The 24,271-nt window shown below is 59.1% G+C and carries 21 protein-coding genes and 1 pseudogene; 9 read left to right on the forward strand and 13 right to left on the reverse strand.

Annotated features, from left to right (window positions below; all coding sequences use genetic code 11):
- Positions 1-85: 85 nt before the first annotated feature.
- The 8 genes from ATI02_RS09055 to arnB are packed head-to-tail and all read right to left on the reverse strand — an operon-like array spanning position 86 to position 8,910.
- Entirely contained in the window at positions 86-1,465 is a 1,380-nt protein-coding gene (locus tag ATI02_RS09055; protein ID WP_100846089.1) for a UDP-glucose dehydrogenase family protein, read from the reverse strand.
- Positions 1,462-1,866: a 4-amino-4-deoxy-L-arabinose-phosphoundecaprenol flippase subunit ArnF gene (gene arnF / locus ATI02_RS09060; RefSeq protein WP_100846090.1), complete on the reverse strand. Its 405-nt coding sequence runs from the start codon at positions 1,864-1,866 to the stop codon at positions 1,462-1,464. The genes ATI02_RS09055 and arnF overlap by 4 nt, the downstream gene beginning before the upstream one ends.
- Positions 1,863-2,207, reverse strand: a complete 345-nt coding sequence (gene arnE, locus ATI02_RS09065) for a 4-amino-4-deoxy-L-arabinose-phosphoundecaprenol flippase subunit ArnE (RefSeq protein WP_100846091.1) — start codon at positions 2,205-2,207, stop codon at positions 1,863-1,865. Before arnE ends, arnF begins: the two co-directional genes overlap by 4 nt.
- On the reverse strand, positions 2,204-3,856 hold the full coding sequence (arnT, locus tag ATI02_RS09070; RefSeq protein ID WP_100846092.1) for a lipid IV(A) 4-amino-4-deoxy-L-arabinosyltransferase: 1,653 nt from the start codon (positions 3,854-3,856) through the stop codon (positions 2,204-2,206). Before arnT ends, arnE begins: the two co-directional genes overlap by 4 nt.
- Positions 3,853-4,737 carry a 4-deoxy-4-formamido-L-arabinose-phosphoundecaprenol deformylase gene (gene arnD, locus ATI02_RS09075; RefSeq protein WP_100846093.1) on the reverse strand — a complete coding sequence of 295 codons (885 nt, stop codon included), beginning with the start codon at positions 4,735-4,737 and terminating at the stop codon, positions 3,853-3,855. The genes arnT and arnD overlap by 4 nt, the downstream gene beginning before the upstream one ends.
- The gene (gene arnA / locus ATI02_RS09080; protein ID WP_100846094.1) at positions 4,737-6,743 is read right to left on the reverse strand and encodes a bifunctional UDP-4-amino-4-deoxy-L-arabinose formyltransferase/UDP-glucuronic acid oxidase ArnA; all 2,007 of its coding nucleotides are present in this window, start codon (positions 6,741-6,743) and stop codon (positions 4,737-4,739) included. The genes arnD and arnA overlap by 1 nt, the downstream gene beginning before the upstream one ends.
- Positions 6,740-7,765, reverse strand: coding sequence for an undecaprenyl-phosphate 4-deoxy-4-formamido-L-arabinose transferase (gene arnC, locus ATI02_RS09085; RefSeq protein ID WP_100846095.1), 1,026 nt, complete (start codon positions 7,763-7,765; stop codon positions 6,740-6,742). Before arnC ends, arnA begins: the two co-directional genes overlap by 4 nt.
- Positions 7,762-8,910, reverse strand: a complete 1,149-nt coding sequence (arnB, locus tag ATI02_RS09090; protein WP_100846096.1) for a UDP-4-amino-4-deoxy-L-arabinose aminotransferase — start codon at positions 8,908-8,910, stop codon at positions 7,762-7,764. Before arnB ends, arnC begins: the two co-directional genes overlap by 4 nt.
- A gap of 447 nt (positions 8,911-9,357) precedes the next feature.
- On the opposite strand from arnB, the gene ATI02_RS09095 reads away from it, so the two are divergent.
- The gene (locus ATI02_RS09095) at positions 9,358-10,203 is read left to right on the forward strand and encodes a site-specific integrase (protein WP_238156237.1); all 846 of its coding nucleotides are present in this window, start codon (positions 9,358-9,360) and stop codon (positions 10,201-10,203) included.
- A gap of 6 nt (positions 10,204-10,209) precedes the next feature.
- Here the strand turns inward: ATI02_RS09095 and ATI02_RS09100 are convergent, their stop codons facing one another.
- The 5 genes from ATI02_RS09100 to ATI02_RS09120 all read right to left on the reverse strand — a co-directional run bounded on the left by ATI02_RS09100 (position 10,210) and on the right by ATI02_RS09120 (position 16,590).
- Entirely contained in the window at positions 10,210-10,764 is a 555-nt protein-coding gene (locus ATI02_RS09100) for a PqiC family protein (protein WP_095191249.1), read from the reverse strand.
- Between the two features lie 17 nt (positions 10,765-10,781).
- The gene (locus ATI02_RS09105) at positions 10,782-12,437 is read right to left on the reverse strand and encodes a PqiB family protein (RefSeq protein ID WP_100846097.1); all 1,656 of its coding nucleotides are present in this window, start codon (positions 12,435-12,437) and stop codon (positions 10,782-10,784) included.
- A gap of 248 nt (positions 12,438-12,685) precedes the next feature.
- On the reverse strand, positions 12,686-13,987 hold the full coding sequence (locus tag ATI02_RS09110; protein WP_100846098.1) for an NAD(P)/FAD-dependent oxidoreductase: 1,302 nt from the start codon (positions 13,985-13,987) through the stop codon (positions 12,686-12,688).
- The gene (locus tag ATI02_RS09115; RefSeq protein WP_095191252.1) at positions 13,984-15,072 is read right to left on the reverse strand and encodes a polyamine ABC transporter substrate-binding protein; all 1,089 of its coding nucleotides are present in this window, start codon (positions 15,070-15,072) and stop codon (positions 13,984-13,986) included. The genes ATI02_RS09110 and ATI02_RS09115 overlap by 4 nt, the downstream gene beginning before the upstream one ends.
- A gap of 159 nt (positions 15,073-15,231) precedes the next feature.
- Entirely contained in the window at positions 15,232-16,590 is a 1,359-nt protein-coding gene (locus tag ATI02_RS09120) for a glutamine synthetase family protein (protein WP_100846099.1), read from the reverse strand.
- 162 nt (positions 16,591-16,752) lie between these two features.
- On the opposite strand from ATI02_RS09120, the gene ATI02_RS09125 reads away from it, so the two are divergent.
- The 8 genes and pseudogenes from ATI02_RS09125 (at position 16,753) to ATI02_RS09160 (ending at position 24,179) form a co-directional block, all read left to right on the forward strand.
- Positions 16,753-17,661 (forward strand): helix-turn-helix domain-containing protein, encoded by a 909-nt coding sequence (locus tag ATI02_RS09125; RefSeq protein WP_100846100.1) that lies wholly within the window; start codon positions 16,753-16,755, stop codon positions 17,659-17,661.
- Positions 17,662-17,743: 82 nt separating this feature from the next.
- A complete protein-coding gene (locus tag ATI02_RS09130; protein ID WP_100846101.1) occupies positions 17,744-18,253 on the forward strand; it encodes a sigma-70 family RNA polymerase sigma factor in 510 nt (169 codons plus the stop codon).
- A pseudogene (locus ATI02_RS09135) lies at positions 18,250-19,200 on the forward strand (FecR domain-containing protein). The gene ATI02_RS09130 and the pseudogene ATI02_RS09135 overlap by 4 nt, the downstream one beginning before the upstream one ends.
- Positions 19,201-19,267: 67 nt before the next feature.
- Positions 19,268-21,670 carry a TonB-dependent receptor gene (locus ATI02_RS09140; protein WP_100846102.1) on the forward strand — a complete coding sequence of 801 codons (2,403 nt, stop codon included), beginning with the start codon at positions 19,268-19,270 and terminating at the stop codon, positions 21,668-21,670.
- A 104-nt stretch (positions 21,671-21,774) separates the two neighbouring features.
- Positions 21,775-22,290 carry a cupin domain-containing protein gene (locus tag ATI02_RS09145; protein ID WP_100846103.1) on the forward strand — a complete coding sequence of 172 codons (516 nt, stop codon included), beginning with the start codon at positions 21,775-21,777 and terminating at the stop codon, positions 22,288-22,290.
- Between the two features lie 282 nt (positions 22,291-22,572).
- Entirely contained in the window at positions 22,573-23,004 is a 432-nt protein-coding gene (locus ATI02_RS09150) for a hypothetical protein (protein ID WP_100846104.1), read from the forward strand.
- Between the two features lie 134 nt (positions 23,005-23,138).
- A complete protein-coding gene (locus ATI02_RS09155; protein WP_100846105.1) occupies positions 23,139-23,519 on the forward strand; it encodes a hypothetical protein in 381 nt (126 codons plus the stop codon).
- A 399-nt stretch (positions 23,520-23,918) separates the two neighbouring features.
- The gene (locus ATI02_RS09160) at positions 23,919-24,179 is read left to right on the forward strand and encodes a hypothetical protein (RefSeq protein ID WP_100846106.1); all 261 of its coding nucleotides are present in this window, start codon (positions 23,919-23,921) and stop codon (positions 24,177-24,179) included.
- Positions 24,180-24,271 lie beyond the last annotated feature (92 nt).

Consider the following 24,271-nt stretch of genomic DNA (forward strand, 5'->3'; position numbering starts at 1 on the left):
TGCCGCAGGCTGCGATCTTTTGATCTTGCTTTTTAAAGGCAATGTCAAAAGATCGCAGCCTGCGGCAGCTCCTACATAGGGATCGTCAGGCGACGTCAGACGCGTGCGGCCACTGTTGCAGCGGGATCGGCAGTTTGCGTGATTCGCCGCGCCCCATCGGGAAGTACTGGAAGCCTTTGCGCGCCAAACGTTCGGCGTCGTACAGGTTGCGACCGTCGAAGATCACCGGGGTGTTGAGGCGTTGCTTGATCAGGTCGAAGTCCGGTGCCTTGAACTGCTGCCATTCGGTGCAGATGATCAAGGCGTCGGCGCCGGGCAGTACCGATTCCGGGGTGCCCATCAGCATCAGTTTCGATTCGTCCGGGTAGAGGTTCTGGGTTTCCTGCATGGCTTCCGGGTCGAATGCGCGCACGCTGGCGCCGGCGGCCCACAACTCTTCCAGCAGCACCCGGCTTGGCGCGTCGCGCATGTCGTCGGTGTTCGGTTTGAACGCCAGGCCCCATAGGGCGAAAGTCTTGCCGCGCAGGTCACCCTTGTAGAACGCGTTGATGCGCTCGAACAGCTTGTGTTTCTGCCGTTGGTTGATCGCCTCGACGGCTTGCAGCAAGTCGCTGGAGCAATGCGCCTCTTCGGCGCTGTGGATCAAGGCGCGCATGTCTTTGGGGAAGCACGAGCCGCCATAACCGCAGCCCGGATAGATGAAGTGATAACCGATGCGTGAGTCGGCACCGATGCCCTGACGCACCGATTCGATGTCGGCGCCCAGGTGTTCGACCAGTTCGGCAATCTGGTTGATGAAGCTGATTTTGGTCGCCAGCATGCAGTTGGCCGCGTATTTGGTCAGCTCGGCACTGCGCAGGTCCATGAACATGATGCGGTCGTGGTTGCGGTTGAACGGCGAATACAGGTCGCGCATCACGTCGCGCACCTCATCACCCTCGCAGCCGATGACGATGCGATCCGGACGGCGGCAGTCGGCGACGGCCGAGCCTTCCTTGAGAAACTCCGGGTTGGAGACGATATCGAACTGCAGCAACCGGCCGACCTTGATCAAGGCCTTTTCGATGTGCGTGCGCAGGGTGTCGCCGGTGCCCACCGGCACCGTGGATTTCTCCACGATAATCAGCGGCTGCTCACGATGCCGGGCAATGGCGTCACCGACAGAGAGCACGTAACGCAGATCCGCCGAACCATCCTCCCGGGACGGCGTGCCCACCGCAATAAACGCCACCCGACCGTGCTGCACGGCGTGTTGTTCATCGGTGGTGAATTGCAGGCGCTTCGAATCAAGACCCTCACGCACCAGGCTGGCCAACCCCGGTTCGAAGATGCTGACATGGCCTTGCTGGAGTAGATCGACCTTCTTCTGGTCGACATCCATGCACAGCACGTCATGCCCGACTTCGGCCAACACAGCCGCCTGCACCAGGCCGACATAACCGCTACCAAAGACTGTGATTTTCATGGAGCTCTCCTGAGTTCGGGCGCACGAGCCGGACGCGTGTTGATAGTGATGACCCCAAGCATGACCAGCGCCACGCCCAGTGATTGAGTGAAACTGAAGGATTCGTTGAACAGCGGCAGACTGGCCGCGAGCAGGTACACCAGCGCATAGCTGATGCTCAGCAGCGAATAGGCGCGGCCCAGCGGCAGGTCGCGCAGGGCGGCGAGCCAGCAAAGCATCGACAGCGCGTAGGCGAGAATCGCCGCGACGACGACCGCCAATGCGCGCAAGTCGATGCTGTCGATCGCCAGCCACTGCTCGGGCGTCGGCAAACGGGTCATGCTCCAGCGCATGCCCAGTTGCGCAGCGCTGACCAACGCCACGCTGCCGAGCGCGAAAGTAATGCCACGACGCCGGTTCATGTCTGTTGCCCCAGCAAAGCCACGCCGCCGATCACCAGTGCCACGCCCAGCCAATGCTGACGGTCGATGGGTTCACGGAAGACGAAACGGGCGATCAAGGTGATCAGCACAAAGTTGAGGCTGAGCATCGGGTAGGCGATGCCGACGGGCAGGCGCTGCAGCACCAGCAGCCAGACCAACAGCCCCAAGCCGAGGGCCAGCAACGCCAGCCACAACCACGGCGAACGCAGTTTTTCAGCCCGGGACGACTCGACACCGCGCCAACGCTCCACGGCGTATTTCTGCGCGACTTGGCCCAGGCACGTCAGCAGGCAGGCGACCAACAGCAGCAACAGACTCATGACGCCTCCTTGGGAAGAATCATGATCACCAGATTGCCCTGCTCAAAGCGGACGCCGTCCTTTGGCAGTCTGTCGATTTCGTCCAGTTCGTCCTGCCCCTTGACGCGCATCACCACGCCGACCGAACCGCTGCGGCGGGCCTCACGCATCCACTGTTGCACTTGGTCGGAATCGACCCGTTGTTGAATGCCGTCAGGATAGGCAAGGCCATATTTCAATTCGCCTATCGTGTTGTACAGCGCGACCTCTGGCCGTTGCAGGCGCCAGGCGAGGGCCGAAGCCGCGCCCAGGTCGTTACTCAGCAAGTGCGTGGTCTGCGCCAGCTCCTTGACGTGATGGCTAATGAACTGGTCAGGCATCTTGTTGGCGACCACCGATTTGGGCAGCGCTGCCGGGAGGACGCCGACCAGCAGAAGGCTGCCCAGCGCTGGCGCCGCCCAGCATTGCAACGGTAGAAAGGCTTGCATCAGGTTGGCGATGACCCAGCCGATCAGGCCGATGAACAGCAGCACCAGGCTGTGCAGTTCGTGGTCGTAGAGTGGTTTTTTCAGTTGCAGATACACCAGCGCGATCAGCGTCACCAAACCCAGCAACACGTTCAGCAAGCCGTTGATACTCAATGCCCGGCCTTGCTCAAGACGCAAGCGTTCGGCCAGCGCGTTACCCAGCAACAACGCCATCGGCAGCAGGCACGGCAGGATGTAAGTCGGCAGCTTGCCGTTGCTCAGGCTGAAAAACAGCAGCGGCATCAGCAGCCACAGCAGCAGAAACACAACGTGCGGTTGAGCGCGGGTCTGCCACGCCTGCTTGAACGCGGTCGGCAACAGGCCAACCCACGGCAGACTGAACGCCACCAGCAATGGCAGATAAAACCACCACGGCGCGTCGTGCTGGGCGTCGTCACCGGCAAAGCGGCGAATGTGCTCGTGCCAGAAGAAGAACCGCCAGTAGTCCGGTTCTTGCGCATGCACCGCCAACACCCATGGCAGGCTGACGCTAATCGCGATGGCAATCGCCAAAGGGCCAAACAGCAGCAGTTCACGCCAGCGTTTTTGCCAGAGCATCCACGGCAATGCGATCAACACCGGCAGCAGCCAGGCAAGAAAGCCCTTGGTCATGAAACCCATGCCGCAGGCCAGTCCGAGCAGCGCCCACGCTGCCATGCGTTTGCCGCGGGTGCGGCTGTCGACGGCAAACCACAGCGCCACCAGGCTCAGGTTGACCCAGAAGGTGAATTGCGGATCGAGATTGGCGTAACCCGCCTGACCGGCCACGATGGTGAAGCTCATGTAGAGCAGGGCGCAGGCAAAGCTTTTGCGCGGCTCGTTCCACAAACGCCGGGCGATCAGGAAGCACAGCATCACGCTCAGTCCGGTACTCAATGCCGAAGCGAAACGCACGCCGAACAGGTTCTGCCCGAACAGCTCTTGGCCCAGCGCGATCATCCAGTAACCGGCAATCGGCTTCTCGAAATAGCGCAGGCTCATGAAGTGCGGCGACACCCAGTTGTCGCTCAGCAGCATGTTCTGGCTGATCTGTGCGTAGCGGGTTTCGTCGGGAATCCACAAGCCATGGCTGCCGAGCGGCAGCAAGTAAGCCAGCAGGCAGATACCCAACAACAGCAGCGGCAATGCCCAGCGTTTAGTCATGCGCCTTGCACTCCCAGCCAACCTTCTCGGCCATCGAGCGCGCCGCGTTGTACGCGACCCACGGGCAAGGTGTTGAAGAACTCGGGCAACAAGTCGCCCAGCGGTGTGAAATCAATATTTTGCTGGCGCGCAGCGGCCAGCAATTGACGAAAGTCCTCAGCCATCAGAATCCCTTCCACTTCGGCATGAATGGTGTAGACGTTGAGTTGCTGCGGGCGAAAGTGGTCGAGGATGAAGGCGTTGAAGTCCCGCGCCGCGACGATGGGGCCGACGACTTCGTCGAAGGTCGGCAGATCCACCGGAATCTGCGGCGTGCCCGGCGTGCCGTCGGCCAACAGCGGACGGAACAGCCGCGAGCCCCGGCAGTCGCTGTTGTAGCGAAAGCCAAAAGCTTGCTTGGCCTCGATCACACGCTCGTCGGCACGCCAACCGGCGGCGGCCGAGCATTCGACGTTGGCACCGAGAATGTCGCTTAAGGTGTCGACGCCCTGACGGATCTGCTCGATCAGTTGCGCATCACTCCAGCGCCCGGCATTGGCCTGCCAGCCGTGGTGATCCCAGGCATGCAGGCCCACCTCATGACCGGCGTCCCGGGCCTGACGCATCAGGTGCCCGAGTTCGCGGCCAATCGGCTTGCCGGGCCACGCGGTGCCGGCCAGCAGAATGTCCCAGCCATACAGGCCGGCCGCATTGGAACGGAGCATCTTCCAGAGGAACTGCGGGCGAATCAGGCGCCACAGATGCCGGCCCATGTTGTCGGGGCCGACACTGAAGAAGAACGTCGCTTTGATCTGCGCTTCATCAAGGATTTCCAGCAGGCGCGGCACACCTTCACGGGTGCCGCGAAAGGTGTCGACGTCGATGCGTAGGCCGGCCTGCATTAGCCAGCCTCTTTGTTAGAAAGCTCCGCGAGTTCGAGCATTGCCTCGCGCAAGAAGAAATCCAGGGTATTGCCGATGGTCTCGCGCATCTCAACGGTTGGCGTCCAGTCCAGCAGGCGTTTGGCGTTGGCGATGTTGGGTTTGCGGTGCTCGACGTCCTGGTAACCGGCACCGTAGAACGCCTTGCTTTCGACGTCGCGAAAACCGGCGAACGGCGGGAAGTTGTGGCGCAACGGATGCGCTTCGAACTGGCGCAGCAGTTCTTCGCCCAACTGACGAATGCTGGCTTCGTTGTCCGGGTTGCCGATATTGATGATCTGGCCGTTGCAGACGTCGTTGTCGTTATCGATGATCCGCGCCAAGGCTTCGACGCCGTCGGCGATGTCGGTGAAGCAGCGTTTCTGCTCACCACCGTCGAACAGGCGGATCGGCGTGCCTTCCACCAGGTTGAGGATCAGTTGCGTGATCGCGCGGGAGCTACCGATACGCGCCGAATCCAGACGATCAAGGCGCGGGCCCATCCAGTTGAAGGGGCGGAACAGGGTGAACTTCAGGCCCTTGGCGCCATAAGCCCAGATCACCCGGTCGAGCAACTGCTTGGACACCGAGTAGATCCAGCGCTGCTTGTTGATCGGGCCGACGATCAGGTTGGAGGTGTCTTCGTCGAAGTGCTTGTCCTGGCACATGCCATAGACTTCGGAGGTCGACGGGAAGATCACGCGCTTGTTGTACTTGACGCAGTAGCGCACCAGTTTCAGGTTTTCTTCGAAGTCGAGTTCGAACACCCGCAGCGGATTGCGCGTGTACTCGATCGGCGTGGCGATGGCCACCAGTGGCAGCACCACGTCGCACTTCTTGATGTGGTACTCGATCCACTCGGAGTGAATGCTGATGTCGCCTTCCACATAGTGGAAGTGCGGATGGCTGCGCAGACGGTCGATGGCGTCGGAACCGATGTCCAGGCCATAGACTTCATAGCGGTCATCACGCAGCAGGCGCTCTGACAAGTGATTGCCAATAAAGCCGTTGACGCCGAGGATCAGCACGCGAGTACGCCGTGGCGCCCGGCCTGATTCGGCACCGCGCAGCAGCGAACCGTCGACTAGCCCCAACTCGTTGGCCAATTGCGGGCCGCTGAGGAACAGACCGTTGTCGTTGCGCTGACCCGACAAAATCACCAGCGAATCTTCGCCGCAGGCAATGCGCAGCGGATCGACGCTGATCACCCGGCCCGGGGCCTGGCCGTCGTTGCCCTTGACGACTTCGGCACTCCAGACGATCAACTTGTGTTCGCCCACGGCGCAGAAGGCACCCGGATAGGGTTGGGTCACGGCGCGAATCAGATTGAACAGTTGCTCGGCCGGTTTCGCCCAGAGCAGTTTGCCGTCCGCCGGGGTGCGACGGCCGAACACTGTGGCTTTCGATTCGTCTTGCGGAGTTTCACTGACGTTGCCTTGCAGCATGGCGGGCAGTGCGTCACGCAACAGGTCGCTGGCGGCGATGCGCAGCTTGGTGTGCAGACTCAGCGCAGTGTCACTGCGATCGATGGCCACGCGTTGCTGGGCGACGATGGCGCCGGTATCGGCACGTTTGACCATGCGGTGCAGGGTCACGCCGGTTTCGCTTTCACCGTTGACCAGCACCCAGTTCGCCGGGGCCCGGCCACGGTAGCGCGGCAACAACGAACCGTGCAGGTTGAACGCGCCTTTTTTGGCGAGGGCCAGCAACGGCTCGCTCAGCAGGTTGCGGTAGTAAAACGAGAACATGTATTCAGGGTCGAGTTTGGCAATGCGCTCGATCCACAACGGGTGGTTGACGTCTTCCGGGGCGTGCACCGGAATGCCTTTGTTGGCGCACAGTTGCGCAACCGAGCTGTAGAAAGTGTTTTCTTTCGGGTCATCGGCGTGAGTGAGCACGGCTGCAATGTCATAGCCACTGTCGAGCAGGGCCTGAATGCCGGCGCAGCCAATATCGTGGTAAGCGAAGACAACAGTTTTTGCACTCATGAGAGAACCTGACCGGTAGTAGAAGTAGAAGAAGAGAGGCCATCAACAATGACCGCAGGCGCCGGGGTCACGGCGTGGCTGCGCAAGACTTTTTCAATGAAGAAACGCGGGCGGGCGCGCACGTCGCTGTACATGCGGCCCAGGTATTCGCCGAGCAGGCCCATGCCGATGAACTGCCCGCCGGTGAACACGAACAGCACGGCGAACAACACGAACATGCCGTCGCCGGCCCAGCCGGAACCGAAAGCCAGGCGCATCAGGATCAGCGCGAAGGCAAACAGCAGGCCGAGCCCGGCCATGGTGAAACCGACGATGCTTAGCAAGCGCAGCGGGGTGGTGGTCATGCAGGTGATCAAGTCGAACATCAGGTTGATCAGGCGCATCGGGCTGTACTTCGAATCACCGTGTTCTCGTTCGGCGTGGGCGACCACGATTTCGGTGGTGTGGCGGGCGAAGCTGTTGGCCAGGATCGGGATGAACGTACTGCGTTCGCGGCAGGCGAGCATCGCGTCAATGATGGTGCGGCGGTAAGCGCGCAGCATGCAGCCGTAGTCGCTCATGGCGACGCCGGTTGAGCGTTGCACGGCGAGGTTGATCAGCTTCGACGGATAGCGGCGCAGGGCTGAATCCTGACGGTTGCCGCGCACGCTGCCGACCACGTCGTAACCCTTTTCGGCTTCGGCGATCAGTCGCGGGATTTCTTCCGGCGGATTCTGCAAGTCGGCGTCGAGGGTAATCACCACGTCGCCTTTGCATTGCTCGAAACCGGCCATGATCGCCGCGTGCTGGCCGTAGTTGCGGTTAAGGATGACCGCCACAAACGGACTGTCTTCCCGGGTGGCGGCTTCTTCCAGCAGATGGGCGGAGTCGTCGCGACTGCCGTCATCCACCAGGACGATTTCATAGTCATGACGCAGCAACCGGCAGGCCGCTTCGGTACGGCGCAGCAGTTCCGGCAGGCTTTCCTGTTCGTTGTAGACCGGGATGACGATCGACACGCAGCGAATTGGGTAAGGTTTCACGGGCGTTTGTCCATAAGGGTGGCGATGGCGCCGACCACACGATCAAGGTCTTGATCGGTCATGTCGGGGAACAACGGAATCGAGCACAGCCGCGCCGAGTTCCATTCGGTGTCGGGCAGATACAGATCAGGGTCACGCTGGCGATACCAGGTGTGCAGGTGAGTGGCGATGAAATGGATACCGGTGCCGATGCCCTGATCCTGCAAACCTTTCATGAAGGCGTCGCGGTCCATGCCGCAGCGTTCGCTGTCGATGCGCAGGATGAACAGGTGCCAGGCGTGTTGCTGCGCGTAGTCGGGCAGGGCCAGTGGCTGCACCGGCAGGCCTTCGAGCTTTTGTAGATAAGCGCTGGCCAGCTCGGTGCGGCGGGCGTTGATCGCGTCGAGGCGTTCCAGTTGCACCAGCGCAGTCGCGGCGTTGATGTCGGCCAGGTTGTATTTGAAACCCGGCGCCATGACTTGTGCCTGCGGCTTGCGGCCTCCGGTCAGACGGTCGTAGGCGTCGACACCGAGGCCATGAAACTTGAGCATGCGCACGCGGCTGGCCAGGGCTTCGTTGTCGGTGACGAACATCGCGCCTTCGGCACAGGTCATGTTCTTGATGGCATGGAAAGAGAAAATCGCCGTGCCTTGTGAACCTATGTGGCGCCCCTTGTAGCGGGTGCCAGAGGCGTGGGCAGCGTCTTCGATCACCGCGATACCGTGCTTGTCGGCCAGGGCGTACAGCGGATCGAGATCGAATGCGGCACCGGCGTAATGCACCGGGATAATTGCTTTGGTGCGCGGGGTGATGGCCGCTTCGATGCGCGCCGCGTCGGTCATCAGGGTGTCGCGGTCGACGTCGACAAATACCGGTTTGGCGCCGAGCAGCGAGATCATGTTGGCGGTCGACACCCAGGTTTGCGACGGCGTGATGACTTCATCGCCGGGGCCGATGCCGAGGGCCAGTAATGTGATGTGCATGCCGCCAGTGGCTGATGAAAGTGCTACGGCGTGGCGACAACCGACATAGTGGGCGAACTGTTCTTCAAGTGCCTGGCATTTAGCGCCGGTTGTTATCCAGCCGGAACGCAGTACTTGTTCGACGGCAGTTATTTCTTCGTCGCCGATACTCGGCCGGGAAAACGGCAGAAACGCTTGACTCATAAGAACCTCGAGGCGACAGCCATCCTTCAGCCAATTGTCTGAAAAACATGTGATTTCAATGGTTTGGGATACCGGTCGGGGAATGCCTGATTGACTTTTGTTCCCACGAACGGCAGGGTTGCAGGCCTTTCGGGGCAACCTGTTGTCATTAAGGTTATGCCCGTTTTTGTGAAAGGAACATCAAAAAACGGTCGGCTATTCGTCTATCTGTAAGTCATACAGCCGTCGTTCAGACTTCCTCCGTTTATCGGCGCTTTTAGTAGAAAAGTCTTACGGAAGAGTCGCTCTATATATAGTTTTCTTTGCACTTTTAGTTTGTTTCGTTGAACTGTTTTCTATTCAAGGCCGTTTCGTTTGATTGACTTGTCGAGTACTCCATCCTCACCGTCCAACACTAATCCACTGACGCTTTATCTGGCCCGACTGGCGCCCTCCAGCCAATTGACCATGCGCTACGTCTTGCAGGACGCCGCCGACCGTCTCGGTTTTGAAGATGTAGATATCGAGGAAATCCCCTGGCACGCCCTGCAACCCGAGGACGTGGTGGCATTGGTCGCCGCATTGCGCGCCGACGGTTATGCGCCGAATACCTCGTCGCTGTACGTCAACGCCGTGCGCGGCGTGATGAACGAAGCCTGGCGCATGAGCCTGATCAGTCAGGATCACCTGTTGAAGATGCGCTCGGTAAAAGGCATCGCCGGCACGCGCCTGTCGCAGGGGCGCAATCTCAAACGCACACTGATTCACGAATTGATGGAAGTCTGCGCTGCCGATCCACGCCCGCAGGGTCTGCGCGACGCTGCGGTCATCGCGTTGCTGTACGGCACCGGCATGCGCAAATCCGAGTCGGTGGATCTGGACCTCAATCAGGTCGACTTCACGGAGCGCAGCCTTACCGTGACCGGCAAAGGCAACAAGCAACTGATCAAATACGCACCGGCCTGGGCATTCGCCAAGCTCGATGCGTGGCTGAAGTTGCGCCGCTCGCAACTCAAGGAAGGCGAAAGCGACGATGCGTTTCTGTTCAATCGCATCCGCCGTGGCAGTCATATCACCCGTGAGCGCATCACCAAACACGCGATCTATTACATCGCCCGTCAGCGTGGCACGCAGGTCGGGGTAAAAATCATGCCCCACGATTTCCGCCGCTCGTTCATCACCCGGGTGATCGAAGAGCATGATCTGTCGATCGCGCAGAAACTTGCGCACCACAGCAACATCCAGACCACCGCCAACTACGATGTGCGTGACGATAACGAGCGGCGGCGGGCGGTGGATCGCTTCGACTTGTAAGTCGAGTCAGGACGCGGAAGGGCAGGCGCGCGCGTTGCCTGCTGCCGCCCGACTGATCTGTTCGGCCAGACGTTTGACGTTGTTCTGCTGAGCGCTCACCAGGTCATCAATGCTCGGGCCCGAAGGGGTCTGCAGGGTCGAGCGGCAAGTCAGCAGGCCATTGTCAGTGGCGCCGACAGGGCGCAGACGCCATTTGGCGTCGATCAAACCGTATTGCCCGGGAATCGAATCGAAGCGTTGCACTTCGATGCGCACCGAGACGTTGCCTTGGCCGCTGGTATTGCTTAGTTGGTCGCTCAGCGCACCGCGCAATTCATCGGCCAGCGTCGCGCCCCACCAGTCGGTATCCAGAATGGCGAGGCCGCTGTTGCCTTGGCGGATGACGATTTGCGCCCGGTCGACCTGCGGCGGCACGCTGATGCCTTCAATCGGAATTTGTCCACCCGCGCGGGTATTGGCCAATTGCATCGGCATCAGGGTGTGAAAGCTGATCGGGTCGCTGCGGCAGGCGCCGAGTAGCATGAATGCAGCGAGCACGGTGATCTTCAGCGGTACAGCCATTGGGTTAACTCCTGTGCTCAATTGCGTGGCGGTCCTTTCAGATCGATAGGTGCGGCATTGTCGGGGCGGCCACGGATCAGCGATTCCGGATGCCGGCCCAGGTAATCCGACAGTTCACGCAGCGAGCGCGACATGCGCCCGAGCTCATCGAGGGTCTCGGTGAGCTTCTCGCGCTGCGGCGAATCTTCGGCCAGGGTAGAGCTGGCGGACTGCAAAGTCTTGCTGACATCGGCGAGGGTGGTCTGCACGCCCGGCAAGGTCTTGGCGTTGAACTGGGCCAGACCTTTGCGCAGTTCGACCAGATTGCTGTCGAGGTTGTTGGCGATACGATCCACCGGCAACTTGTTGAGTTTGTCGACCACGGCTTCGAGTTTTTCCTGCAACTGTTCGAGGCTGCCGGGCACGGTCGGAATCACCACCGGGCGGGCCGTTGGGTCGAACGCGACTTTTTCGGCTTTCGGGAAGAAATCCAGCGCCACGTACAACTGGCCTGTCAGCAAGTTGCCACTGCGGGCCTGAGCGCGCAGACCATTGTCGATGAAGGTACCCATCAGGCGGATGCCGGCGGCTTCGTCGTTGGGGTCGTGTTTGAACGCGGTGAGCATTTTTCCGTAGGCCATACCGAGGCGCTGCGGGTAAATGACGATGCCGACGTTCAGCGGGAAGCTGCGTTTTTTCGCATCGAAGTCCAGATTGATCGCCACCACCCGACCGATTTCCATGCCGAGGAATTCCACCGGTGCGCCGACTTTGAGCCCGCGCAGGGACTGGTCGAAGCGCAAACTCAGGTACTGCGACTTGCCGTTAGGTGGGGCGAGGGCGGTTTGCTGGTCTTCGAACAGTTCGAAGTTTTTGTCATCGGCAGCGGCGACGTCGTTGGGGCTGTAATCCGGCGCACGGAAGGCGATGCCGCCCACCAGCATCGATGAAAGCGATTCGGTTTTGACCTGGAAACCGTTGGCGCCAACGCTGACGTCGATGCCACTGGCGTTCCAGAACCGGGTGTTTTCGGTGACAAAGGCATCGTTGGGCGCATGAATGAACACTTCGATGTTCACGCCTTTACCGTCAGGTGCCAGCTCGTAGCTGACGACCTGGCCGACCGGAATTTTGCGGTAGTGAACCGGTGAGCCGATGTCCAGCGAGCCCAGATCCTGGGTGTGCAGCATGAAACGCTTGCCCGGTTCGCCGTAGGTGATTGGCGGCGGGCTTTCCAGGCCTTTGAAATGTTTGGCGCGGTTGTTGGCCTGACCGATATCGGCGCCGATGTAGTCGCCGGAGAGCAAGGTATCGATGCCCGACACACCGCCAGCGCCGATACGTGGGCGCACTACCCAGAACTGCGAATCTTCACGGGTAAAACTTTCCGCCTGCTTGGCCAGTTTGATGGTGGCGTTGACGCTCTTCTGATCGTTGCTCAATTCGACATCGGTGACCTGACCGATCACCACGTTGCGGTATTTGACCTCGGTCTTGTTCGCCACCAGACCGCTGCCGGTCTTGAAGTTGACGATAATGGCCGGGCCTTCCTGCATCAGGTTGTGTACCACCAGCGAAATGCCCACCAGCACCGCCACGATCGGCACGATCCACACCAGCGAGAGGCTGAAACGGCGGGTTTTGATTGGGGCCTGGCCGGGTGCTCGCGGCTCGTCGGGTGCTGACGACTTCATCCGTGTCCTCCTTCAATAATTGGGCACTGAGCGTCAGGAACGCCAAAGCACTTCATCAATATAGAAGTGCTTGGCGATAGAGCAAATTACTGACGATGTTGAAGGTGATCGTTCCCACGCTCCTGCGTGGGAACGCAGCCCGTGACGCTCCGCGTCACTGGACGCAGAGCGTCCCTTGAGGCATTACCACGCGGAGCGTGGGAACGATCAAAGATCGCAGCCTGCGGCAGCTCCTACAGGTGGCAGTGTTAGCCGAGCATTTCGCGCAGGCGGTACCAGAACATGCCCAACGCCAGCAGTGGCGAACGCAACGCCGGGCCGCCGGGGAAGGTCATGTGCGGCACGCCACTGAAGACGTCCATGCCCTGACTGTGACCCGCATGAATCGCTTCGCCGAGCAGCTTGGCGCACCAATGGGTGACGTTCAGGCCATGGCCGGAATAGCCTTGGGCGTAAAACACGTTTGGATGCAGCTTGAGCCGACCGACCTGCGGGAAGCGATTGGCGGTGATGCCGATCTTGCCGCCCCACTGGTAATCGATGCGCACGTCCGCCAGTTGCGGGAAGACCTTGAGCATCTTCGGGCGCATGTACGCTGCGATGTCCGCCGGATCACGGCCGGAATAATGACAGGCACCGCCGAACAGCAAGCGCCGGTCGGCCGAGAGACGGTAGTAGTCGAGGCCGACTTTCTGGTCGCACAGCGCCAGATTCTGCGGGATCAGTTGCGCGGCGCGCTCCTGCGATAACGGCTCGGTGGCGATGATGTAACTGCCGGCCGGCAGCACTTTGCCGCTGAGTTGGGGTTCGAGTTCATCCAGATGCGCGTTGCAACCGAGCACCAGGCTGCCAGCGCGGACGGTTCCGCTGGCGCAGCGAACCTGCGCGGTGGCGCCATGGATGATTTCCAGCACCGGACTTTGCTCGAAGATGCGCACGCCGAGTGACGCCGCCAGGCGCGCTTCGCCTTGCACCAGATCCAGAGGGTGCAAATGCCCGGAGCCCATGTCGATCAAACCGCCGGCATAGCCATCGGCGTTAACCACCTGCTGGCGGATCTGCTCGGGGCCGACCAAGCGGGTTTCGTGGGCATAACCGAGTTCGGCGAGGCTGACTTGTTCTTCATTGAACGCTTCGAATTGCCCAGGCGTATTCGCCAGTTCGCAGAAGCCCCAGCGCAGATCGCAGTCGATGCCGTTATCGCCGATGCGCCGGCGTACCACGTCCACCGAATCGATCCCGGCACGCTGCAGATAGCGCACGCCTTCCTGGCCGACGTACTTGGCGAAACCTTCGACCTCATGGCCTATGCCGCGAATCAACTGGCCGCCATTGCGACCGCTGGCGCCCCAGCCGATGCGCCGGGCTTCGATGAGGATCACCGAGAGCCCGCGTTGAGCCAGCTCAATAGCAGTGTTGACGCCGGTGAACCCGCCGCCGATCACGCACACGTCAGCCGTCAGATCACCGTCAAGCGCAGGGTAGGGAGTGCTCGCCCGAGCCGAGGCGGCGTAATAGGAACGGGCGTGTTCTTGGGTGTGCTGATTCATTTGTTCGACTTCACTTTGCTCCAGGACCGGGTCATCAGACGCATGATCGCCTGGGGCGGGGTAGAGGAGATGTAGAGCTTGTCGAGCACTGCCTGGGATGGGTAAACCTCAGGGTTGTTGACCAGCTCCTGATCCATGTATTGCTTGGCTGCCGGGTTCGGGTTGGCATAACCGACCGATGCACTGACCTTGGCGATCACTTGCGGATCGAGCAGGTAATTAATGAAGGCATGGGCCTCTTTCGGGTTGCCGGCGTCGGCCGGGATCGCCAACAGGTCGAACCACAGGTTGGCGCCTTCTTTCGGGATGGCGTAGGCAATGTTCACACCGTTCTTGGCTTCCTTGGCGCGGTTGGCGGCCTGGAACACGTCGCCGGAGTAACCGAAGGCCACGCAGATATCGCCGTTGGCCAGATCCGAGACGTATTTCGAGGAATGGAAGTAGGTGATGTAAGGGCGAATGCTCAGCAGTTTGGCTTCGGCTTTCTTGTAGTCTTCCGGGTTTTCGCTGCGTGGGTCCAGGCCCATGTAGTTGAGAATCGCCGGGAACACTTCGTCCGCCGAGTCCATCATCGACACGCCGCACTGGCTGAGTTTCTTGATGTTTTCCGGCTCGAACAGCACGGCCCAGGAGTCGATGTGGTCGATGCCCAGCACTTGCTTGACCTTGTCGACGTTGTAGCCGATGCCGTTGGTGCCCCACAGGTACGGCACCGAGTGCTGGTTACCCGGGTCGTTTTTCTCCAGCAACTCCAGCAGTTTCGGGTCGAGGTTTTTCCAGTTCGGCAACTGCGCACGATCCAGTTTGAGGAACGCGCCAGCCTTTACCTGCCGGGCGAGGAAGTGGTTGGACGGCACGACCACGTCATAGCCGGTACGGCCGGCGAGGAGCTTGCCTTCCAGGGTTTCGTTGGAGTCGAAAACGTCGTAGATCACCTTGGTCCCGGTGCTGCTCTGGAAGTCGGCGAGGGTGGTTTCGCCAATGTAGTCGGTCCAGTTGTAGACGCTGACCTGTGGCTGGGCTTGGGCTACGGCGCTGAACATCAGGCTCAGGCTGACCGGGATCAAGGATTTCAACAGACGCATATCGACACCTCTTCGAATTATTGGATTTTCAGGTGGTTCGCTATTCCCCTTGTGGGAGGGGGCTTGCTCCCGAAAGCGTCGGCACTTTCAATATGGGTGTCGACTGACACACCGCTTTCGGGAGCAAGCCCCCTCCCACAGAGGATGTGTGGAATGGGCTTAAACGCTCAGCATCAGAAACTCGCGCTCCCACGAGCTGATCACGCGCTTGAAGTTTTCATGCTCGGCGCGTTTCACCGCGACGTAGCCGCGTACGAATTTGTCGCCCAGGTATTGCGCAACGGTCTCGCACTCTTCCATCTGCGTCAGGGCCTCTTCGATGGTGATCGGCAGGCGCAGGTTGCGGCGTTCGTAGGCGCGGCCTTGTACCGCAGCGCTCGGCTCGATGCCCTCGACCATGCCGATGTAACCGCACAGCAAGCTCGCGGCAATCGCCAGGTACGGGTTGGCATCGGCGCCCGGCAGGCGGTTTTCCACGCGCATCGACTCGGGACCGGAGGTCGGTACACGCAAACCAACCGTGCGGTTCTCTTCGCCCCATTCGACGTTTACCGGCGCCGAGGTGTCCGGCAGGAAGCGGCGGAACGAGTTCACGTTCGGCGCGAACATCGGCAGCACTTTCGGGATGTACTTCTGCAAACCGCCGATGTAGTGCAGGAACAGCTCGCTCATCTGCCCGTCAGCGTTGGCGAAGATCGGCTTGCCGGTGGCGATCTCCACCACGCTCTGGTGAATGTGCATAGCGCTGCCGGGCTCATCGCCAATCGGCTTGGCCATGAACGTCGCCGCGACGTTGTGCTTGAGCGCAGCCTCACGCATGGTCCGTTTGAACACGGTGATCTGGTCGGCCAGATCCAGCGCGTCGCCGTGACGGAAATTGATTTCCATCTGCGCCGGACCGTCTTCGTGGATCAGCGTGTCGAGGTCCAGACCTTGCAGTTCGCACCAGTCGTAGACGTCTTCGAACAGCGGATCAAACTCGTTGGCCGCATCGATGGAGAACGACTGCCGGCCACTTTCCGCGCGACCGGAGCGGCCCAGCGGTGCTTTCAGCGGCAAGTCCGGGTCTTCGCAGCGTTGGGTCAGGTAGAACTCCATTTCTGGCGCAACGATCGGCTTCCAGCCTTTGTCGGTGTACAGCTGCAAGACTTTCTTCAGCACGTTGCGCGGCGACAATTCGATCGGGTTGCCGAACTTGTCGAAGGTGTCGTGGATGACGATGGCGGTCGGCTCGATCGCCCATGGAATGACATACACCGCATCGGCTACAGGCTTGCAGACCATGTCGATGTCGGCCGGGTCGAGCAGGTCGTAGTAGATGTCGTCGTCGACAAAATCCCCGGTTACCGTTTGCAGCAGCACACTCTCCGGCAGTCGCATGCCTCGCTCATGCAGGAACTTGTTGGTCGGTGCGATCTTGCCGCGGGCGATGCCGGTCAGGTCGCTGACCACACATTCAACTTCGGTAATCTTGTGATCTTTCAGCCACGTGAACAGCTGATCGAAAGGGGCATTCATAAAGACCTCGTTATTGGTTTTATAGACGCCGGGGAGGGCGGGTTTCATCTTCCGCCCCTTCCCCTGTGGCGCGTTGACGACTATCTTGGGCGAGCCTTGCAGTTCCATCTATCCACTTTAAGCAGCACCCAAGCGCACCAAAAGAGTGCGCAAGGTCACCCTATGACAACGTGCAATCCGCTACAGGTTCAGGCTTTCAATACCGCTGATGTCAGCGAACAGATCCGCGCCACGCCGGGTTGGGTCCAGCATTACCAACAGATGTCGCCGGGGCATTTCGCCGGGCAGATCCGTTATCTGGATTTGCAGGGTGTCGAGGTTTACGAAGAGCAGATGAACACCCGGGTCGAACAGAATTTCAGCGCGCCATCGGGTGCTCTGGCGTTCTGTTTTGATCGCAGTGACAACGCGCTGTATCTGCTCAATGAAGACAGCCGCAACATCTGGATCACCCCGGAGAACTACCAGGAAATCGCTGTGGTTTTCGGTCCTGAATTCGTCCGCCAGCACGGTCTGGATGTGGCGAAACTCGAAGGTCTGTTCATGGCGCCGCTCAATGGTGGGCAGAATGCGCTGTTCAGTCGCTGGTTAAGCTCAACTCTCACGAAGTTGACGCAAGCGGTTGATTTTCCTAGCAAAGAATCTCTAACCCAGCAATTACTTGAAGATTGTTTGTTCATTCTCGATAACGCCCGAGTCGATCTCGACCGTGGCGGTTTGCAGCGGCGCAACGAAGAACGAATGATCATGAAACGGGTAGGTGAGTGGGCTGCCGACTCGCCGGAAGAAACGCTCAATCTGCTCGAGCTTTCCCACGTCGCCGGGGTTTCGCTGCGCCAGTTGCAACAGGCGTTCAAGGCCTATACCGGCATGACCCCCAGCCATTGGTTGCGCCTGCGCCGGTTGAACAGCGCACACCGCGAACTGCTTAAACGCAGACCGGCGGAAACCACCGTTGCAGAAGTCGCCATGCACTGGTCGTTCTGGCATCTGGGGCGATTTTCCAGCAGCTATCAGGCCCTGTTCAAAGAGCTGCCGAGCGAGACCCTCAAGCGCCCGCGAACGGCGTAGCGAAGAAAAAGCCCTTTGTGTCCCACGCGAAGTTAAATAGAATCAGTCTCATTTGAATCTAACTTCGCGCAGGGTCTCCTGGATGATTGAAGCAGCGCCGGCCTCGGAGCAGAACCTGCACGACTTGTACCGCGAGCATCGCGGCTGGCTGGAAACCTGGCTGCGTCGGCGCATGGGCAACGCGCGGGATGCGGCAGACCTGAGTCAGGACACCTTCTTGCGCGTACTGTGCAGCGCTCAACCTGTTGCCGATATGCGCGAGCCACGGGCTTATTTGCTGACCGTGGGCAAACGCTTGCTGAGCAATTTCTACACGCGCCGCAGTCTGGAAAAAGCCTATCTGGAGGCCCTGGCGCAATTGCCAGAGGAGAGCGTGCCTTCGCCGGAGCAGCGCTGGTTGTTGCTGGAAACCCTGCAAGCGCTGGATGAATTGCTCGATGGTTTGCCGCGAACGGTGCGCCGGGCGTTTTTGTGGAGTCAGCTCGAGGGCCTCGGCTACCGCGAGATCGCCGAGCGTTTGCAGGTCTCTGAACGCACTGTAAAACGTTACATGGCGCAAGCTTACGAGCATTGCTTGATGTTGGATCTATGATGCGCGTGGCGCCCAATTCAGACGCACGCGAAGTGGCCCGTGCCGCCGCGCAATGGCTGGCGTTGCTGGAATCTGGCGAAGCGACGAATGACGATCACGCGCGCCTGCAAAACTGGCGCAGCAGCGATAGCCGCCATGAAAACGCCTAGCAGAAAATTCAATTGTTGCGCCAACGTTTCAGCGATCTGCCGGCGGCCTTGGCCATGGCCACGCTGGATCGCCCGGATCAGGGGCGCCGGGCAGCGCTGAAACGCGCGCTCGGTCTGGCAGCGTTGGTGCCGGCAGCCTGGCTGATCAGTCGGCAATTGCCGCTGGACGTCTGGCGCGCCGATCTGCACACCAGTACCGGCGAACATAAACGTTTGCCTTTGGCGGATGGCAGTTCGCTGCAACTGAACACCAACAGTGCGGTAAACGTGGATCTGGCTGCCCGTCAGTTGACGCTGGTGCGCGGCGAAATGGCGCTCAATGTTCCCGGCAGTTCAGCGTTGATGATCGACGCTCATTACGGTCGGATCAGTGTCAGCCGCAGTGAGGTCTGTGTGCGACTCAACGAGCGTGATTGTACGGTTTGCGTGGTCAGCGGCACGGTGCAGTTGCAACCGCTGCACGGCCCGGCGCTGTGGTTGAGCCAGGGCCAACAAGTCAGTCTGCAAGCGTCTGGCGCAGGGCCTGTTACAGCATTCGACGTCTTGATGCCGGGCTGGCGCGACGGTGTATTGATGGCGCAGAACCAGCCGCTGGGGGACTTTCTGCGCGAGTTGAGCCGTTATCGCTCAGGGCTGCTGCGCTGGGATCCTGCGCTTGAGGCGTTACGCGTCACGGGTAGTTTCCGTCTCGACAATACCGACCAGGTGCTTTCGCTGCTGGCGGCAAGCCTGCCGATCGAAGTGCATACACGTACCCGTTTCTGGGTTTCCCTCATGCCTCAGAAAAAAATTGGCTGAAGCCTGTCCCTTTTTTTCGCCTCGCTGGTCATTCCAGGCAAGTGAACAAAATCGAGAGCTTCTTCCAATGCCCGCAGTCTTCCCAAGCCGTTTGCGTCCGTTGTTGCAGTTGAGCCTGCTGCTGAGCCTGAGTGCCAGCCCTTTGATGATCCAGTCCAGTTGGGCCGATGACGCTGATCGGCGCAGTTATCAGGTGCCGGCCGGCAGCTTGAGTGCGGTGCTGACGCGGTTTGCCGGGTTGGCCGGGGTCAATCTGTCGGTGGATCCGGCACTGGTCAGCGGCCAGAACAGCAAGGGTTTGAGCGGTGAGTACGGCGTGGAGGAGGGGTTCACTCGCTTGTTGCTCGGTTCCGGCCTGCAGTGGCAACCGGTAGGCGCGCATGCCTACACGCTGATTCCGGTGGCGCAGGGCGGTAGCCTACAACTGGCACCGACCTCAATTCTCGGCGCCACCGATTCTTCAGGAGCCGACGTATTTGCCGGCGGCCAGGTCGCACGTCGCGGTTCGCAAGGGCTGTTGGGGTCTAAAGACTTCATGGAAACCCCGTTCAGCATGACCACCTACACCAGCGAGACGGTCAAGAACCAGCAGGCCCGAACGTTGGGCGATTTGATCGCCAGCGACCCTTCGGTGCGCGCGACCAATCCGGCGGGCGGGCGCTATGAACAGTTCACCATCCGTGGCTTCAGCCTGTTCAACAGTGACGTTGCCTATAACGGGCTTTACGGCGTGTTGCCGACGTACACCATCGACATGGAAATGGCCGATCGCGTCGACGTCCTCAAAGGCCCGAGCCAACTCATCAACGGTATTTCGCCGCGGGGCAGTGTAGGAGGGGGGATCAACGTCGTTCCGAAACGCGCGACAGACAAACCGATCACTTCATTGACCGCCAATTACGCCTCGAACAATCAGGTCGGTGGCGCCGTGGATGTCGGTCGGCGTTTTGGCGAGGACAATCAGTTCGGCCTGCGTTTCAACGGCGTAAAACAGTCTGGTGATACCGAGTGGGATCACCAGAGCGTCGATCGCGACATGGCGGTGCTGGGCCTGGATTTTCGCGGTGAGCGTCTACGCCTATCGACCGATATGGGCCATACCGAACGCGATACCGACGCACCGCAAGAGCGCGTGCAAGTCGCCGCCAATGCCAAGGTGCCGAACGCCAATGACGTGCGCAGCAACTATGCGCAACCCTGGAGCCAGGCGCGGACCAAGGACACGTTCGGTACGGTCAACGGCGAATTCGACGTGAGTGATTCGGTGATGTTGTACGGCGGCGTGGGTGCTCGCAAAAGCAATCACGACTTCCTGCGTCATGCCGTTTCAGTGACCAATGATGCCGGCGATTTCAGCGTGCAGCCGCGCGATTTCACCCGAGACGAAAATGTCCGTACCGCCACGGCGGGCGTGCGCAACTGGTTCCACACGGGGCCCGTCAGCCATGAAGTCAACTTGGCTGCCAGCTACTTTTATATGGACTTCGAAAACGGTGGTGCCCGTTATGCGGCAGGGCGCAGCAACCTCTACGACCCGGTGGAAACCGTGAAACCCGGCTCGCCAACGCGGCAAGACGCCAAGGTCTACACCGAAAACCGCTTCAGTGGCGTCGCGTTGTCTGACACCTTGGGTTTCTTCGATGATCGCCTGTTGCTGACCCTTGGCGCCCGCTGGCAAAGAGTGAAGGTCGACGACTGGAGCGATGATGTGAAGGGCGACACGGCCTACGACGAGGAAAAGGTTTCGCCATCGGGCGGCATCCTGTTCAAGGCGACGGACAAGTTGTCCCTGTACGCCAACTACATGGAAGGCCTGAGTCAGGGCAAGATTGCGCCTTCGACATCGGTGAACGAAGACGAAATCTTCCCGCCTTTTATCAGCCGTCAGGTTGAGGTCGGTGCCAAATACGATGCTGGGGCGTATGCGTTGACGGCGGCAGTGTTCCGCATCAAGCAGCCGGCATATGAAACCAATGCGACCACGCGGGTGTTCGGCCCGAACGGCAAGCGGCAGAACGACGGTGTGGAGTTGAGTGTGTTCGGTGAGCCGCTGAAGGGCGTTCGACTGCTCGGCGGTGTGATGTACATCGACAGCGAGTTGACTAAAACCACCAACGGCACGTTCGATGGCAATCGCGCGCCGGCGACGCCCAAGTACAACGTCAACCTCGGCGCGGAATGGGACGTGCCGAACGTGCAGGGGCTGACACTGACAGGGCGCGGCATCTACTCCAGTTCGCAGTATCTGGATCAGTCGAACGAGAAGGAGATCGACTCCTGGGAGCGTTTTGACGTAGGCACGGGTTATGCGTTTAAAGTCGACGACAAGACCGTCACTTTGCGCGCCAATGTCGAGAACGTGCTGGACAAGCGTTATTGGAGTTCGGCCGGGGCTTCTGATGACAGCGAGCCGGGATTGACGTTGTCAACGCCGCGAACGTATCTGCTTTCAGCGACGGTGGATTTCTAGTGAAGGAGGAAATATCGGCGATAATCGTCGATATTCCGTTAACTACACTAAATGACCGTTTAGTTGAGCTAATAAAAACACTTTAAAAATCAACGGAGCAGGCCATGACTCAGCACACGCTAACCGCACAAGATCTGATTTGCGCGCTGAATCTGGAGCCACACGCTGAAGGCGGCTATTTTCGCAGAACCTATCAAGCCGACCATCGCGATTTGCTCCAAACCAGTAACGGCCCGCGTTACCTGATGACATCGATTTACTATCTGCTGACCGAGCAAGCGCCCGTGGGCCAGTTCCATTTCAACCAGTCCGACATCCTGCATTATTTCCAGCTTGGCGACGCCATCGAGTACAGCCTGATTCTGGCGGACGGCTCATTGCAGACACTGGTGATGGGCAGCGATGTTTTGGCAGGACAGCATCTGCAATTGCACGTACCGGGCGGGATTTGGAAAGCTTCGCGACTGTTGGAGGGATCGAACGGATTTGGCTTGATCAGCGAAGCCGTTTCGCCTGGGTTTGATTTCGCGGATATGGAGATGGGGAATCGACAGAAACTCACGGCGCAGTTTCCACAGCATCGAGCGCTGATTGAAAAGCTGACGCGGGATGAGGATTGAGAGAGGCAGATTTCAAGAGTTGACCAGGCTTTACGGAAAGCGACCTCAGAGGAAATACTGGAGATTCAAATCCTGTGTGCGTCGGTGCAAAGCTAGAAACATCTTGTTACGTGTAATATCAATGACGTTATGGTAGCTATGCCGTCGTATTCGACGAATTTAGCGCCGGGATAATAGCGAAGCCCCGGCGCTGAATTTATCCATAACGTCCATTATGCGAGGCCGTTGACAGTGCAGTCTGTCTAGTGGAGCCTTCAATTTGGCCCCTCAAGAGTAAATGGTATGTCTCTCAGCTATAACGGATTGGAGTTTGAAACCGAGCTCCTGGCCCATTGGGCAGCATTTTTTGATCTTGCTGGCTGGGAGTGGGACAGGGGTATTTCAGCCGTTGGAAACTGGAAGCCTGATTTCAGAGTTTCTTTCCCCTGCGGGCATTCTGAGTGTTCTGGCAGCCATACGATTCTTGTGTCGGTCTTGCCCATCAACGCTATTGAGAACGTCAAAGGACATCCAGCGATAGAACAGGGCTGGGGTGTTGAGAACTCTCTTGGTCAGTGGCTTGCTGACGCCGGTGCGCTTTTTGGAAACACACCGAACGCCACAGAATGGGTCATGGCGCACGGGGCTGGTGGTGGAGTGGAAAACGTCTACAACTGGGTTGATAACGCTAACGTGCTGTGGATTCAGGCTCGTAGCCTTGTACTGAAATCCTAGTGTACTGACGTCAATCATTACTCCCTAAAAGGTTCATTTTAGGGAGTAACTGCCGGCTGATAGCTTCCTTGGTTGTTGAATGAGTCTGACGTACAATTTTTGCTTTCTAATGAGCAGTTTTGATAAGGAATCCCATGACGCAATCGCAAGATCTTCACAAAGAAAAAGCTCGAATTTCCGTTGCTTTTCAGACCGCTGAAGGTACCGAAATAGCCGCATTTCGTGAGTTTTGGCGGACAAATTGTGAGCAGGCAAACCAAGGGTATCTAAATTTTTTACAAGTCATGAATGGCTCCGAGCAAATATCATTTGCAAAGGTTTCGGAGCTTGAAGAGGTGTTCTTGCGCCTGTGTCAGTACGATTACGTATTAAACGAAAAATCCAAAGATCTACCAGTTGAAGGTGATGTGCACGCTGGTGTTCAGATCCGGTTGAATGACGCTGTCAAATGGGTTGCGTTTGCTCGGCAGAGCATGAAGCATATTCGCGGCTGGACCTTTCCAATGAATCGTTGATCCGTCAATCAGGGAAAGACTCGTCTAGCCCGCCGGGTTGAGTTTCCGATTCGGAAACTTCGCTCCATGGCCGCAGTTTCGCGGCCGCGAAACTTTTCTCTCCGACGGGATTGACCAAGCCAAAAGGGAAGGATTCCGGCTAGCCTGAGTTTCCGATTCGGAAACTTCGCTCCATGGCCGCAGTTTCGCGCCCGCGAAACTTTTCTCTCCAGGATTGACCAAGCCAAAAAAGGGAAGGATTCCGGCTAGCCTAGGTTTCCGATTCGGAAACTTCCCTCCCTGACCCGCAGTTTCGCGCCCGCGAAACTTTTTTGTACGCTCCCCAAACATCATGATTTCGAAGCTCTCTCATTGCTTGAGGCATCTGTTACGCTCGATGCTTCAACCAAGGGGATGCATATGCAATATAAAGGCAAAGCTATTTTGACTCTTCGCTGTCTGCTGACCGTTCCGCGTCAAATGACGGTGGCCACCAACATCGACGTTTCGGTAACGCCTCGCGATAATCATGTCGTAATTGCTGCAACGCTCGCCGAAGAAGTCCCCAACGTTTCTGAGCTTGATATTTCAATTGAGGATGAGGTTCATCGTTTTGTGGTGGATTCAACGACGCATCTTGGTCGCCAATACGTCTTCTTCTGTTTCCCCGTTGCAGACTGAAACCTCGACCTGCCCGCAGGGCATTAGGCGCCACGCTAATCGGTAGCCAGGCTAATCAACATCCGCGCCGATACCCGGCAACGCCGGCCGCT

The sequence above is a fragment of the Pseudomonas baetica genome, assembly GCF_002813455.1.
GTDB lineage: Bacteria > Pseudomonadota > Gammaproteobacteria > Pseudomonadales > Pseudomonadaceae > Aquipseudomonas > Aquipseudomonas baetica.